The organism is Priestia sp. BR_2, assembly GCF_041954005.1.
Lineage (GTDB): Bacteria > Bacillota > Bacilli > Paenibacillales > Paenibacillaceae > Paenibacillus_AQ > Paenibacillus_AQ lautus_A.
The window spans coordinates 301,261-315,478 of sequence record NZ_JAVFHM010000188.1; the positions used below are offsets into that span (position 1 = coordinate 301,261).

Here is a 14,218-nt window from a genome sequence, read left to right on the forward strand (position 1 = left end):
TATTAATGATAATGATAATCAATATCGATAATTGTAAATAGAAAAATGAGACATTTCAATAGACAAGCATTGAAATGCCTCATAAAGACGTGACCGTTATTTGCTTAACATGCTCGGAAGCTCCTGGAGCAGCCATTCCCTTGTTGCTGCATCACTGCCGGACTTGGCAATGTCGATGGTATACGCATGCCCGTTCTTGACTGCCGGGAGATTGGCCCAGATTGTACTGTTCATCATGTCTTGCGTCGATTTCTGAGCTTCGGGCTGAATCGGATTCAGGATAAAAATTCGGTCTCCGGCAAATTCGGGCAGTGTCTCCATCGAAATTTCCTTGAATCCGCTTTGTTCATCCAGCAATTGTTGAATATTCGGCGTCGGTTTAAAACCGTTAGGATGGTAGAGTACTTGGGAGAAGCCCGTGCTGGCCATGACAAACAGCCGATCTCCGGGATAGTAGGTGAAGACGGAGGCCGTCTCATCGGCTTGTATGCCGGTCGAATGCAGCTGCTGCCACATGGCATCCGCCTTAGCCTCATAATCGGCTACCCATTGTTCGGCTTGAGCCTTTTTGCCGAGAATATCGCCAAGCTCCGGCATACGCTTCTCCAACGGAGCAAAGGTGTCAAACATAAGCGTCGGTGCAATCTTGGACAACTGTTCGTAAGCCGTTTCGTCCGGATTCGCCACGATAATCAGATCCGGATTGAGGGCGAGCACCTTCTCCAAGCTGGTAGGAAAACCAATATCTTCGACATGTTGTATTTGATCTTCGAAGACCGACCCTTTCATCCGGTTTATATCGGTACCGACAGCTTCAACGTTCAATGCCAGCAAATCACTGAAGGTTTCCCCGGAAAAAATGATGCGATTCGGCGATGCGGGGATCTCAACTGTGTGCCCTTTATAATCCGTATAGGAACGTTTGGCAGCTTCCGAGCCTGCATCGGATGGAGGTGATTCGTTAGAGCCGGTGGTTGGTTGAGTGGCCGTGGCAGCCGTTTGCTGCGTTATGGAATCGGCAGCACCGGTTCCATTGCAAGCCATCAGCGCGAGGCTCATCAACGTTAGGATGCTGATGGTTACGGGTAATTTTTTTGCAGGTTTCATGATTTCTCCTCCACAATGGTATTCAATGATTCATAGATAATGATAATCATTCTCGATATGAACATCATAAAGGATGCTGATTCCGGACTCAATGGACAAAAGAGAAGGTGCCCTTTCATTTTGTACAAGCCGATTAACCCGGATAGCGAATGTGACAAAATTCATTTCCACGGCTTCGAGCATCGTTCATACTTGGGTTCCGAAGACTTTGCACGTCGGGAGGGAGCACCTTGTCCAGAATAAGACGCGGGGATATGATTTTGTTCGCCATCATCCTGATCCTTGGATCCTTCACGGGGCTGCAATGGTGGAAGCATAGTCACGTGGAATATCAGCAGGGTCAGCTTCAGGCGCTGATCACGGTGAATGGCAAAGAATACGAAACCGTCCCGCTGAACGGGGACGAACGCATCATCGACATTAAGACCAAGTTTGGACACAATACATTGAAAGTTTATGACTACGGGATCCAGATGATATATTCGGATGCTCCGAAGCGAATCGCGCTGGACATGGGTTTTATCTCGGAACCTTATCAACAGATTATTTGCGTGCCGACCAGAGTGGTGGTAGAGGTGCTGGTACCTGAGCATGAACGGAACGAGTCCGAACTGGATGCCGTGGTGAGCTAGGCTCAGGGAGAAGAGTAAGTATCATAGGCTTAAATGAAAGAACCGGGTTTTGAACCGGTTCTTTTTGTTGTTAAGGACATCTGGTATGAATGCAAGGATAGCGTAACTTTGTCGCAGAAAAGACAGTTATAATAAATGAAGGGATAAAGTTGCGTAACCACGTGCTTCCGGAGCATAAGATCCATAGATCTTAGGTCGACGGGATGCCCAGTCGCAGAGTAAAGGTGGGGAGTTAACATGGAGCTGGTCGCACTGATACTAGTTGTGGGCTTTTTGTTCGTTGTGGTATATTTGAGGGCAATTTGGAACGTGTTGCTGGACATTCGAAACGAGTTAAGAAGTGATGGCGACAGAGGGGCGTGATACGATGCTGAGCGAGAAAAAAGACTACTCCCATATATACTGGATCGGAGGCTCCCCCTGCTCGGGCAAGTCGACGATTGCCGAAAAATTGGCGAAGGATTACAGCTGCACCTATTATCAATGCGATCTATTCAACGAGAAGCATGTGACCATATGCCATCCGTCGGAGCACCCCACCATGTCCCGATTGAAGGATATGTCCTGGAATGCATTGTGGTCGCGGCCGGTGGAGCAGCAGGTTGAGGAAGAATTGGAGTTTTACCGCGAGGAATTTGGCATGATTATGGATGATGTTTCGGCCCTGCCGGACACGAGCCCCATCATCGTTGAAGGTGCGGCTCTATTGCCGGAAAAAGTCGAGCACCTGGTACCCAGCCCGCATCATGCGATATGGATCGTCCCGGTTCCGGCATTCCAGAAGGAGCATTATGCCAAACGGGAATGGATCCACGAAATTTTGGTATCATGCGATGATCCCGGCGCCGCGTTTCGAAACTGGATGGACCGGGATATCGGGTTTGCGAGATACGTGGCCAAGGATGCCTTGGACCGCGGATTCAAGGTGATGTTCGTGGACGGGAGCCGAAGTGTTCGGGAGAACTACGAAGAGGTCAGGCGTCATTTTATGCTATGCAAACAACAGGGAATCCAATGAAGAAAATCAAAATCGCATTGTTGGTTTTGCTAGTGCTTGTGCTCTTGTCTCCCTTTGTGTAAGTGCAAGCCAATAAAATGATCTATGCCAAGAAGGTGAAGACCTACCTGCTTGAAGAAGAACATTATACGCAGGATGAAATCCAGTCGGTCCAAGGCATCTGGGGCGTTAAGCTGCCTCCTTTTTATGCCGTCGTGGTATTTAAAGACGAGCCTGAGGTAGAGTATATTTATTTTGCCCATGATACGATTATGCAGTTTGAATACCGATTGACGCCTGAGGGGGAAGCCCGTGGAATTACACGATCCATGCTAAAGCATGATATCCCAAGGGATTGATATGGTGTTGCAATTTTTAGTTTAAAGCTGTTCAGGGGGGAGCATCGCATGTCCATAACGCTACAAACTTCACGTCTGCAGTTGAAAACCGTGGATCGGGAACGGGCAGCGGATGTGTTGGATTTTATCGTCAGGAACGATGAGTTTTGGAAGATTTGGGAGCCTGCCAGGGAAGCGGAGTTTTATACCCTGGAGAAACAGGCTGAGATTCTGGCAGCGGAAAGTCGAAGCATCGCTGACGGTTCCCTGCTTAAAGTGTGGCTGCATCAAAACGATGAGATGATCGGCTCGATTGCGATCAGCAATATCGTGCGGGGTGTTTTTCAATCGGCTCATGTCGGGTATAAGCTGGCGCAATCTCATACGGGAAAAGGGTATATGACCGAAGCTCTGAGCGCCGTGGTCGGCTATTGCTTTGATACGCTGGAGCTGCACCGTTTGGAAGCCAACATCATGCCGAGAAACAAAGCCTCGATGAACGTCGTGAAACGACTGGGCTTCTATGAGGAAGGTCTGGCGATCAAATACCTGAAGATAAACGGTGTATGGGAAGACCACCTTCACATGGTGCTCCGTAACGAACGTATGGAGTAGATCATGTGGAAGAGAGTCTCTACACTTATTCTTCTCGTTTCATCATGACAACATTTAGACTGGGACCTGAGATTCCATGTACGAAGGTGCTGAGTTTTTGTATTTTGATGAGTAAGAGATAAAGTGGAGAGGTTCGTACAGAACACGGCTGCGGAGTTGAGCACATTATTGGCTCCCGAAGGGATCCATGTACAAGGAGGTTAGGCGTGTTACTGAAATACATACAACAAACGGGTTCGTGGATCTGTATCCTATGGATCGTGTTGGCATTATGCTCTTGTCAGAACGGAGGGGAGCGGGTAGAGCACATTGAGGCTTTTATCGTTGAAGATGTGATGATAACTGCAGATGGACTCAACATGCCTTCAGGTTATAAAAAAGTGAATTCGATAACCAATCATGAAGATAATCAAGGGGCCACGCTGTCGCGTGTACGAGCGATTGAAGACTATTACGATAGCGGAGGGAAGTTTGTGAAAACCAGGGTGTATGATCAGAGTCATAAACGATGGAAAAATATACCGAACGAGGATTCCAGCAGCCAAGAAAAGGAGCTTGAAACACCTCTAACCATCCACATCCCCGACAATCATTCCTGGACACCCGTTGAGCTATCGGATCAACAAAAGGATGAAATAAAAGCCCATGTTATCAAACACACCCAAAAATGGTGAGTCTATTTGTAATTGACGATAGGAGGAGGACTCCTCATGTTTCATGTAGAGATAAGGCGGCCGAATCGTAGTGATATGAAAGCGATGGAGCATTTTTTCCGGTTCGTGATTACCGATACGTTTGCCAAAGAAGGCTTGGTTGATTTATCGGAGGACATCGAGCAGGAGATTGACAGCAAAATTAGGTGCTTGAACGCGGATATTGCAACGAACGGAGAGCAGAGGTATTTTCTGATCGGACTTATAGACAACAGCGTTGTAAGCAGCATCGAGTTTGGCCCGTCCAATGCATTGATACGGAAAAGTTCCAATGGAGTACTGCGTGACGTGGTTGAAATCGGAACCGTATTTGTGCATCCTGATTATCAGCAACAGGGAATCGGCAGTCTGATGCTTCAAATCATGTATCTTACGCTGCTCAATAAGGGGATAACGGAATTTTGTTTGGATAGCGGATATACGCGTGCTCAGAAAATATGGAAGAAGAAACTAGGTGAACCCGATTACGTCCTTCAAGATCACTGGGGGCGCGGAATCGACCATTTGATATGGAGAAGAAGGATGACGGACGTTCCCATTGTGTTTAGTATCGCCGATAGATCCAAGGAATTAGCAGAATCGAGTGGCGTGCAGGATACATGAAGAAGATCATTTTACTTGAATAATTATACAAATAAATGTATATTAATTCCTATCATACGGTAGGAGTGGTATACGTGCTAAAGAGAATCGAAGAACTTGCCTTAAACGCTTGGCCGGCGCTTCAAACCTTGACGCACCATGGGTGGCTGTTACGTTTTGCAGACGGTTATACGAAGAGATCCAACTCGATTAATGCCTTATACACGGATCCATCGATAGACCTTGACGCCCAAATTCATGAATGCGAGCGGTTATATGTTAAGGCTGGGCTTGACGTCGTATTTAAAATCACCCCGTTCAATCCGCAGGAGCTGGACCGTATGTTGGATTCCAGGGGTTATTCCATACTCGATCCAACCAGTCTGAGGGTGTTAGATCATCTGGATCATCTGGAGCTTCCAACGCATAAGGAGGTTAAGATCGAAGAACGGCTGACGGATGAATGGCTGAGCGTGCTGACCGAGATAACTGGAATATCCGAGAAATATAAGGCTGTAAAAAGAAAGCTGTTCAACTATTCCGTGATTCAATACGGATTCTTCATCCTATATGATCTTGGTGAACCTGTGGCATGCGGGATCGGGGCAATAGAGCAAGGCGTCGTCGGCATATTTGATCTCGCCACAGCTCCGGCATGCCGAAATCGCGGGTTCGGAAAACAGTTACTGTTACATATTCTGCATTGGGCCAAGAAGAATGGAGCCGCAAACAGCTATCTACAAGTGGTCCAGAACAATGTTGCTGCAAACCGGTTGTACGATCGTCTTCAGTACAGGGAGATCTATTCCTATTGGTATAGACATAAGCGTATCGAAGGATAAAGGCAGCGTCCGTAGCGTATGAACCGGTGAATCTGAGCTTATCGGATCCAGGGGTTACCCAATCGAATGAACAGTTGTATAATCATGGAAGATGCCTGCCACAGAGGACCCCGCCTTAGATGAAGCTGTCTAAGTTGGGTCTTTTTAGTCAAATGGGCTGTTCGCAGTCATAAATCGCGTTTTCCCTTTTTCTAACGTACTCATGAAGGATACAGAAAGTTGGTGAAATTATGTTCGACTTATCTTCGAAGTATTATGACGTGATCTACAGCTTCAAGGACTATGAGCAGGAGGCGCGGCAGGTCCGGGAATATATCGAAAGACAAAGCAAGGAGTACCAAACCATTCTGGATGTAGCCTGCGGAACGGCGGAACACGCTGTTTTCTTGAAGCAGCACTATGCAATCGATGGAATCGATTTGAACCCCGAATTCGTAGCTATAGCGAAGTCGAAGAATCCCAAGGGGGATTATTCGGTGGCTGATATGACCCGTTTTCGACTCGGCCGGAAGTATGACGTGATTATGTGTCTGTTCAGCTCCATCGGGTATGTGAAGACGCCGGAGCTGTTGGTTCAAACCCTTGTGCAGTTTAGGGAACATCTGAACGAGGAAGGTATCATTCTAGTTGAGCCATGGCTTACGCCGGACGTTTGGACAACCGGAAGAGTGGACACGATCACGACCGAGCGCCATGGGATCCATATGAGCAGAATGTCCCATTCGGATCGCGCAGGTAATGTTTCGATCATGAATTTTTCGTATTTGTTTGGCAGCGAGGTTGGAATCGAGCATTACACGGAGGAGCATCGTATGGGTCTATTTACCGTGGAAGAGATGATCGGGGCATTTCGGGAAGCGGGACTGGATGTGGAGCACGATACGCAAGGCTTGATCGGAAGAGGCATGTATATTGCCCGAATAGCTTAGTAAGGAGGACCTCAAAATATGTATGCGCATAGACCGCTGAGGGATGAGGATTTGCAAGCGATTTGCAGCTTTCCTCAAACGCCGGAAGAACTGTTTTACATGAGCCCGAGATCGGAATTCCCTTTGACGCCGGATCAAATCCTGAGTTTGCTTGAGAACCGCTTTGATCCAACGGTTATCGTTGAAGAATCCACCGGGCAGGTCGTCGCCTACGCGAATTTTTATGAAGATGCGGATGGATCGTTGTGGCTTGGCAATGTCGTTGTTGCACCGTCGCACCGTGGACTCGGTGCAGCGCAGAAGCTGTTGCGTACCATGATGGACATCGCCAAAGAAAAATACGAAATGGAACGTTTTTATCTAAGCTGTCATAATACCAATTCCAGAGGGCTTGTTTTTTATCATAAGTTGGGGTTCGAGCCGTTCGATGTCCGCATCACGGCGTTAGATGACGATCGGAAAATGATTACCATTCAGATGAGGCTGGATTTGGTCTGAGCAAGTCGTGTTGTTCAGTCGGATTCTGAGGTGAAAGGGGAGCTTTGGGATGAACACCATACAAGCGGTGCTGTTTGATTTCGATGGTACTTTAGCAGATACGCTGCCGCTCTCGTTTAAAGCGTTCCGGGCGGTTTTCTTGAAGTACGAAGGCCAGCGGTTGACCGATGCCGAGATCGTTCAGACGTTTGGGCCAACGGAGGAAGAGATCATTGCCAATCATCTTTCGAATCCGGCCCATGTTGATGAAGCCGTAGAATATTATTACGAAGTGTTTGAGCAGAATTTTCAAGAGCATGTGCAGGTATCGGAAGCCGTACAGGATCTAATTGTGAAGCTGTCGGATTTACGTTTACCCATGGTTATTATCACGGGCAAGAGCAGAAGATGCCTGGATATATGTTTAAGAAACCTGAAACTGGACGGGTATTTTGCCGCTACCATTACGGGAGATGAGGTTGAACGTTCTAAACCGGACCCGGAAGGGATATTCAAAGCCGTTCAACTGTTGGGTCTGAGGACATCGGACGTGGTTTTTGTCGGGGACAGCGATGCCGACATTGCGGCTGGCAAATCAGCTCAGGTATTAACCATCGGGGCGCATTGGTTTGATACCGTTCAGAATGCACAATTTGCGGTGGAACCCGACTATATGTTTACACGGCCCGATCAGTTGATAACATGGATCATGGCGAGGAATCATTGAGCGAATGAAAGCAGGGGTTATATTGAAACAGCAAGACAACTATCGATTTCCAGGGTAAGCCCTTTACGATTGAATGTGAGGACATCTTCCTTCGGGAATATTTGTTGGAAGATCTGGATGCGATCTGCAAGATCACGCACGAACCGGAGATCAGACAGTTCCTGCCTGGATGGGATGTATCAAGGGAACAGCGGCGAGAATGGTTAACCGACTATGAAATGCCGGAGAATCGGCGGTTCCTGCAAGCCGTTCAAGACGGCGGGGATGTGGGGCAGCTGCGTCTGCGGTTAGCCATCGTCTTGAAAGAAACAGGCGAGTGCATCGGCTGGTGCAATAGCGGTCCTAAGGAAGAGCTGCCCCCGCCTAACCGGGAGATCATGTACGGAATCTCCAATCGGTATTACAATAAGGGATATGCCACCCAAGCCGTGCGGGCGTTAATCCGTTATTTGTTCCGGAATACAAGGGAGCGAGAACTCAACGCAATCGCCGTCGTTCATAATCGTGCTTCCAATAAAGTAATCCAAAAGTGCGGATTTGCCTATATCGGCGAGATCGAACTTGAGCAGGAGCGGTATCATCACTATAAATTATGCGATGAGTAACAGGGAGGCCCAATGAAACAGCTTGCCCTTGGAGCGGGGATATTCATTGTGACGGAATTGCTTTTGATCACGCTTTTAGGCGTGGACGAATGGGCAATGATGGTGTTCTCAGCAGGTGTAATCATTACGATATTATTGTTGATTTTCATGCGTCTGACGGAGTTGGTGAAGAGTAACAGAGACCGTCTAGATCATCAACAAAGGCAGAGGATCCAGGAATTGAACCGACAATCCAGATTAACTTCGACATCCGACAATGGTTCGATGAATCCAGATGAATAAAATGTTATGCTGGGTAGCGAAAGGGTAATGGTTGAAGTTAAGCAGCAAGAAAGGAGGCCCAGCCTTGCGATACAACGTTATTTTATTTGATGCGGACGATACGCTATACGACTATGCCCAATCGGAGGCGTTTGCGTTAGCCGGCGTTTTTGGCGAGATCCACCAGGAGTGCACGAATGCGATCGTAGACAGTTACAGGCGCATAAACCAGCAGTTGTGGAACGATTTCGAGCAGGGGATCGTGACGCAGGGCGAATTGCGTACGGCTCGGTTCGAAAGACTCCTGGAGGAACATAGTATCAAATGCGCTTTGGACGCTGAAGCCTTTAGCAATGTCTACATAAAGTATTTAGGACAGGGCTCCTTTCTCATGGAAGGGGCAGAGAAGCTGTGCAGTCAACTGTCCGAGCGCGGTCAACGCATGGCCATCATCACGAACGGAATCAAGGAAGTGCAGTTTAATCGTATCAGCCGATCGGCGCTGTGCGATTCCTTTGAATGTATCGTGGTTTCGGAGGATGCAGGATCTCAAAAGCCGCACGAAGGAATATTCGATTACGCCTTCGATAAGTTAAACCACCCGGATAAAAGCGAGGTGCTCATTGTTGGCGATTCGTTAACTTCCGATATACAAGGAGGCATCCGTTACGGGATAGATACCTGCTGGTATAACCCGCAGCGAAAGGCCAATCCGACGTCCATTCACCCCAAGTATGAGATACATACTTTGGAGGAGCTTCACGACATCATTTCATCCGAATGACAGTGCTTTGGCCAGATTGATGAAGTTGGGGCAATATAATCCTTTCTAGATGTTTCAATTATCCTGAGGGTTTTCCAATAGGTTCCATGCGAAAAGGGAGGAAGGTGCAGAGGTGGTTCAGTGTCCATGGTGTGCGCAGGAGGTAACGTTGATTGATAGTATGTGTCCGGAATGCAAGCATGAGGTATTGCCGGAGCATCTGAGCACAGAGACGAATGAACAAACTACCGACCGGTACGATTCAACAGCCGAAATGGATTACCTAAGCATTGAGGAATTAATGGCCAGCAAGTTCCATTGCCGCCGCTGCGGTCACCGTGAATGCAGCTCGCAGGAAGTCAGCATGAGCGGTACGGGCATAAGCAAAATATTCGATATCGACTATCATCATTATCTCTTCGTATCCTGTACGCGGTGCGGTTTCGTCGAGGTATTCAATCCCGATGTCCTCCGCGGACATCAATCCGGAGTGCTGGGAACGGTGCTCGATCTCATCTGGGGTTAACTAACAGAACATTCAGCAAAGGAGCATGAACATGATACAGGCATTTATTTTTGACATGGACGGGGTCATAATTGACAGCGAACCGCTGCACTTTGAAGTGGATATCCAGGTGATGAACTACTACGGATCCTCGATAACCCATGAACAATTGGAGAAGTATGTAGGCATGACCAATCCGGAGATGTGGGCAGCCATTAAACATGAGCATCAGCTTGCGCAATCCGTATCGGAGATTATCGAATACCAATTGTCCAATAAAATCGAGATGCTCACCTCTCGGGAAATGGAGCCGATTGCCGGCATTCGGGAGCTTCTGGCTGAACTTAAAGCACGTCGTATCCCTGCTGCGATTGCATCATCCTCGCCTCCCGTATTTATTACGGCCGTCTTGCGCAAGTTCGATCTCCTGGATCAATTCGAATGCGTCGTGAGCGGTGAAGAAGTGGAAAAAGGAAAACCGGCGCCGGATGTGTACCTCAAAGCGGCTGAATTGTTAGGCGTGGAGCCCGAGCACTGCATGGTGCTGGAGGATGCCCGGCATGGCGTTGCTGCAGCGAAGGCGGCCGGCATGACATGCATCGGCTTCGTGAACCCGAATTCGGGAAATCAGGATTTGTCGCAAGCCGATCATGTCGTGGATTCCATCGGGGACGTTCTGAGGATTTGCCAATTTGAATAGGGCTTGGTCTTGGATCCTGGCAGTTTGGCCGCGCACATTGCGGCTGAGCTGTTTTTTGTTTTTGGTCCAATTGGTTATAAACCCAACTTATTGATCATAAAACTCGTTTATACTATATCTACTATATTATATCTACTATTAGGATCTAGACCTAAGTCTAGGTTCATTATCGTCTGAAGACGGAAGGCATCCTCCTCCATTCGTGATATCCTTGCATTAACATGATACGGGAGAGGAATGTGAATCGATGATTTCAAATTCGAATGTAAGCAACGATATCGCACGATACACGGGCTGCCCAAGGGTCAGCCAAGCAGAGGAGATTAGGCTTGATGGATTTTTTACGTAATTTAGGCGATATCGGATTATTCATTCATGCCATGATCGACGCGATCATTTTTCCGATTCCGGCACTGTTCTCGCAGTTGTCCTTAAGTGCCTTGAGTCCGGACCGTGCGATCTGGCTCGCCACGATCGGGTTTGTCGGGTGCTTGATCGGAACGCCCATCGGATATGGAATCGGCAAGGCTTCAGGTCATTTGGTGTTGACCAAGATCATGAAGAAAAAATGGTATGATTCCGCCACCGCTTTGTTCACCAAGCATGGCGAAGCCGCTATCCTGGTCGGTGCGTTTACGCCGATTCCCTTCAAAATATTCACCATTCTATCCGGCTGCATGAACTATCCTTTATGGAAGCTTATCAGCTATGCAGCGCTCGGACGCGCCGTGAAGTTCTACACGGTGGGTGTGCTGTTCTACGTATATGGCCGTGCTGCCGAGAATATGGTGGACAGCGTGCTTACGATTATTTTGTTGTCCGTTGGTGCTCTGATCGGGGGCATTTGGCTGACGGTGCGGCTTATCAAGAAGCGCAGGAATAAACGTTCGGAGGTCCCCGTCGTGAAGGGGCCAAAAGATTCAATTGACGTAACGGCAGGTGAAGAATGAATGATAAAGCGACTGCAAAGTTTTGATCACCGGGTATTCGTCTGGTGCAACCAGACGATCAGCAACCGAGCCTTTGACCGGTTGTTCGGCGGCATCACCCATCTCGGCGGAGCCACCTTCACCATTCTGAGCGCGTTGCTTATCGCCTGGGCAGCATTCGAAGCTTGGGATATAACGGCATATCAGAGTGCCATTGCGTTAACCGTTAGCCATCTGATCGTGGTCCTCATCAAGAGAATCGTCAGAAGAGATCGTCCCTTCCGGGTTTTGGAGCAGGTAAAGATCGGAAATTTCCCGCTGAAGGATTACTCCTTCCCTTCCGGTCATACGACGGCGATTTTTGCAGTCATTACCCCGCTGCTGTTTCTGGTTTCGCCGCTGCCGACGATACTGCTGATCATGCTGGCTGCGCTGGTCGGTCTATCCCGTATCTATTGGGGATATCATTACCCGACCGATTGTCTGGCGGGAAGCCTGATCGGATTCGGATCGGGATGGCTGGTCGTTTACCTGATGCATGTCTTGGGAAACACATAACGTTAGATAAGGAGTAATATCAATGAGATCCATATATGAGCAAAAAATCATCATATTAACCGGAAGTCTGGGAGAGGGTCATAACCAGGCATCAAAGGCCATTGTGGAATCAGCAAAAAGAAAATACCCTCATCTGCGCGTTAAAGTCATTGATTACATGGAGTTAACCCATCCGCGGCTGCATGTGGCCGGACAGTTTTTCTTTGTGCAGTGGATGAAGCATTTTCCATCCGTTTACGGTTATTTGTTCCAAAAAACGCGCGAGGAAAACACGCTCATTCAGATGCTGAAACGCTTCAGTACCTTCAGTCTTCAAAAACTGAGCGCAATGCTGGAAATCGAAAAGCCGGCTATCGTAGTCAGTACGTTTCCGCCGGCAGCGGCAGGCATGTCGCTGTTGAAAGCAATGGGTTACACGGACGTGCCGACGGCCACCGTCATGACGGATCATACGGATCACAGCTATTGGATCCATTCGCATACGGATTATTACATGGTGGGTTCCGATGTGGTCCAGGTTGCATTGGAGCGCAAAGGCGTGCCGAGCGAAAAAATCTCGGTGACCGGAATACCCGTCAACCCGCTCTATAGTCAACCGGTGGATGAGGAACGGCTGCGCGATTATTATGGCTTGAAACCATCCGAGCAGGTCGTGCTGATCATGGGCGGCGGAGAAGGGATGATCGATAAAGAAATTATCGAGCTCTTGAAATCCAGGGCATACCCGCAGGATGTTCGGTTTATGGTCGTCTGCGGACGCAATATGAAATTATATCAATCGCTGCTGGAAGAGTTTGCGGAGCATCCGCAAATCACCGTCATGGGTTATGTGGATCGTATGCATGAATTGATGGCGATGGCCGACTTGATGGTGACGAAGCCGGGAGGTCTCACGATTTCCGAAGCATTAACGATGGAACGTCCCATGCTGTTGGTTAAACCCTTGCCTGGCCAAGAGCAGGACAATGCCGACTACCTGGTTGGCATTGGCGTGGCACGTCAAGCTATGGCGGGAGAACTGCAGCTTCAATTCATGACGCTAATGACGGATCCGTCCTTGCTGCAAGAGATGAAGCGAAAAGCGGCCATTAACACGCATAAAGATTCGGCTCTATCGGTTCTGACCCGATTGATGGAGATTCAACGGCGTTACCGCCCTTCGCGAGAATGGGCCGAAGAAAAGAACCCGGTGCCCTACGAGGTGCTGAACAGGGAAGTTTATGTGAATGAAGCCCTGCACCACTACCATGACAGTTATCGGTAAGACGAAGGAGTTTTCCCTATGAATTTGTTTGAATTGGTTGAGCGGTTGTTTGAACAATATGGTTATCTGGTGTTATTGATTGGGCTCCCTCTTGATTTTATTGCTCTTCCAATTCCTCCAGGAAATACTACCCTGACGTATACCGGGTTCCTGACCTATAAGGGGGTCATCGACATGGTTCCGGCCATGGGATCTGCTTTTATAGGAGCGGCCATGGGACTGACCATTACCTATATCCTCGGCTACCGGTTAGGGATGCCGCTGATTGAACGCTATGGAAAATGGCTGTTCATCAAGCCGTCCCTTGTGGAGAAAACACAGGCGTATTACAGCAAGTATGGGAACAAGCTGCTCATTGTCTGTTTTTTCATTCCCGGAGTCAGGCAGTTTATCGGGTATTTCATCGGCATGATTCGAGTTCCCTATCGGACGGTTTGGATATACGGATACACGGGAGTGGCTGCATGGGTATTGGCCTTCTTCAGCATAGGCTTTATATTCGGGGAGCAGTGGCAGTACATTCTGAATGTAGTGGAGCATTATTTGAAAGTCATCTTTCTCTGTCTGGCAGGTTCGTTTCTCGTTCTGCTGGTTTGGAGCCGCGTGAAACGCGAGAAGGCCAAGAAACTGACCAACGCGACAAGGAATGAATAGTTTGGATCCATAACCCGGCG

The 14,218-nt window shown here is 48.4% G+C and carries 20 protein-coding genes; 19 read left to right on the plus strand and 1 reads right to left on the minus strand.

Annotated elements, in window-relative coordinates; genetic code table 11:
• Positions 1-96: 96 nt before the first annotated feature.
• Positions 97-1,107, minus strand: a complete 1,011-nt coding sequence (locus tag RB298_RS11690; RefSeq protein ID WP_486047130.1) for an ABC transporter substrate-binding protein — start codon at positions 1,105-1,107, stop codon at positions 97-99.
• 230 nt (positions 1,108-1,337) lie between these two features.
• Here RB298_RS11690 and RB298_RS11695 point away from each other — a divergent pair, with 230 nt between their 5' ends.
• The 19 genes from RB298_RS11695 (at position 1,338) to RB298_RS11785 (ending at position 14,198) form a co-directional block, all read left to right on the plus strand.
• Positions 1,338-1,739, plus strand: coding sequence for a NusG domain II-containing protein (locus tag RB298_RS11695; protein WP_096774234.1), 402 nt, complete (start codon positions 1,338-1,340; stop codon positions 1,737-1,739).
• Positions 1,740-2,082: 343 nt separating this feature from the next.
• Positions 2,083-2,757: a hypothetical protein gene (locus RB298_RS11700; protein WP_486047131.1), complete on the plus strand. Its 675-nt coding sequence runs from the start codon at positions 2,083-2,085 to the stop codon at positions 2,755-2,757.
• A gap of 77 nt (positions 2,758-2,834) precedes the next feature.
• Positions 2,835-3,095 carry a DUF3139 domain-containing protein gene (locus tag RB298_RS11705; protein ID WP_486047132.1) on the plus strand — a complete coding sequence of 87 codons (261 nt, stop codon included), beginning with the start codon at positions 2,835-2,837 and terminating at the stop codon, positions 3,093-3,095.
• A 48-nt stretch (positions 3,096-3,143) separates the two neighbouring features.
• Positions 3,144-3,689: a GNAT family N-acetyltransferase gene (locus tag RB298_RS11710; protein ID WP_036661139.1), complete on the plus strand. Its 546-nt coding sequence runs from the start codon at positions 3,144-3,146 to the stop codon at positions 3,687-3,689.
• A gap of 206 nt (positions 3,690-3,895) precedes the next feature.
• Positions 3,896-4,363: a hypothetical protein gene (locus RB298_RS11715; protein ID WP_277746220.1), complete on the plus strand. Its 468-nt coding sequence runs from the start codon at positions 3,896-3,898 to the stop codon at positions 4,361-4,363.
• A 36-nt stretch (positions 4,364-4,399) separates the two neighbouring features.
• The gene (locus RB298_RS11720) at positions 4,400-5,005 is read left to right on the plus strand and encodes a GNAT family N-acetyltransferase (protein ID WP_277746219.1); all 606 of its coding nucleotides are present in this window, start codon (positions 4,400-4,402) and stop codon (positions 5,003-5,005) included.
• 74 nt (positions 5,006-5,079) lie between these two features.
• Positions 5,080-5,826, plus strand: coding sequence for a GNAT family N-acetyltransferase (locus RB298_RS11725; protein ID WP_486047133.1), 747 nt, complete (start codon positions 5,080-5,082; stop codon positions 5,824-5,826).
• Between the two features lie 230 nt (positions 5,827-6,056).
• The gene (locus RB298_RS11730; protein ID WP_096774229.1) at positions 6,057-6,755 is read left to right on the plus strand and encodes a class I SAM-dependent DNA methyltransferase; all 699 of its coding nucleotides are present in this window, start codon (positions 6,057-6,059) and stop codon (positions 6,753-6,755) included.
• An 18-nt stretch (positions 6,756-6,773) separates the two neighbouring features.
• Positions 6,774-7,253 (plus strand): GNAT family N-acetyltransferase, encoded by a 480-nt coding sequence (locus tag RB298_RS11735; protein WP_015735951.1) that lies wholly within the window; start codon positions 6,774-6,776, stop codon positions 7,251-7,253.
• A gap of 49 nt (positions 7,254-7,302) precedes the next feature.
• Positions 7,303-7,959, plus strand: coding sequence for an HAD family hydrolase (locus RB298_RS11740; RefSeq protein WP_375120138.1), 657 nt, complete (start codon positions 7,303-7,305; stop codon positions 7,957-7,959).
• A gap of 104 nt (positions 7,960-8,063) precedes the next feature.
• The gene (locus tag RB298_RS11745; protein ID WP_486047134.1) at positions 8,064-8,564 is read left to right on the plus strand and encodes a GNAT family N-acetyltransferase; all 501 of its coding nucleotides are present in this window, start codon (positions 8,064-8,066) and stop codon (positions 8,562-8,564) included.
• A 12-nt stretch (positions 8,565-8,576) separates the two neighbouring features.
• A complete protein-coding gene (locus tag RB298_RS11750; protein WP_090908551.1) occupies positions 8,577-8,846 on the plus strand; it encodes a hypothetical protein in 270 nt (89 codons plus the stop codon).
• A gap of 64 nt (positions 8,847-8,910) precedes the next feature.
• Positions 8,911-9,609, plus strand: coding sequence for a YjjG family noncanonical pyrimidine nucleotidase (locus RB298_RS11755; protein ID WP_486047135.1), 699 nt, complete (start codon positions 8,911-8,913; stop codon positions 9,607-9,609).
• Positions 9,610-9,757: 148 nt separating this feature from the next.
• Positions 9,758-10,114, plus strand: coding sequence for a zinc ribbon domain-containing protein (locus RB298_RS11760; RefSeq protein ID WP_228468890.1), 357 nt, complete (start codon positions 9,758-9,760; stop codon positions 10,112-10,114).
• A 31-nt stretch (positions 10,115-10,145) separates the two neighbouring features.
• Positions 10,146-10,793 carry an HAD family hydrolase gene (locus RB298_RS11765; RefSeq protein ID WP_096774225.1) on the plus strand — a complete coding sequence of 216 codons (648 nt, stop codon included), beginning with the start codon at positions 10,146-10,148 and terminating at the stop codon, positions 10,791-10,793.
• A gap of 332 nt (positions 10,794-11,125) precedes the next feature.
• Positions 11,126-11,743, plus strand: coding sequence for a YqaA family protein (locus RB298_RS11770; protein WP_036661104.1), 618 nt, complete (start codon positions 11,126-11,128; stop codon positions 11,741-11,743).
• Complete coding sequence (locus RB298_RS11775) at positions 11,744-12,280, plus strand: phosphatase PAP2 family protein (protein WP_015735943.1); 537 nt, start codon at positions 11,744-11,746, stop codon at positions 12,278-12,280.
• A gap of 22 nt (positions 12,281-12,302) precedes the next feature.
• Positions 12,303-13,544 carry an MGDG synthase family glycosyltransferase gene (locus RB298_RS11780; RefSeq protein ID WP_096774223.1) on the plus strand — a complete coding sequence of 414 codons (1,242 nt, stop codon included), beginning with the start codon at positions 12,303-12,305 and terminating at the stop codon, positions 13,542-13,544.
• Between the two features lie 18 nt (positions 13,545-13,562).
• A complete protein-coding gene (locus tag RB298_RS11785; protein ID WP_015735941.1) occupies positions 13,563-14,198 on the plus strand; it encodes a DedA family protein in 636 nt (211 codons plus the stop codon).
• The last annotated feature ends 20 nt before the right edge of the window (positions 14,199-14,218 follow it).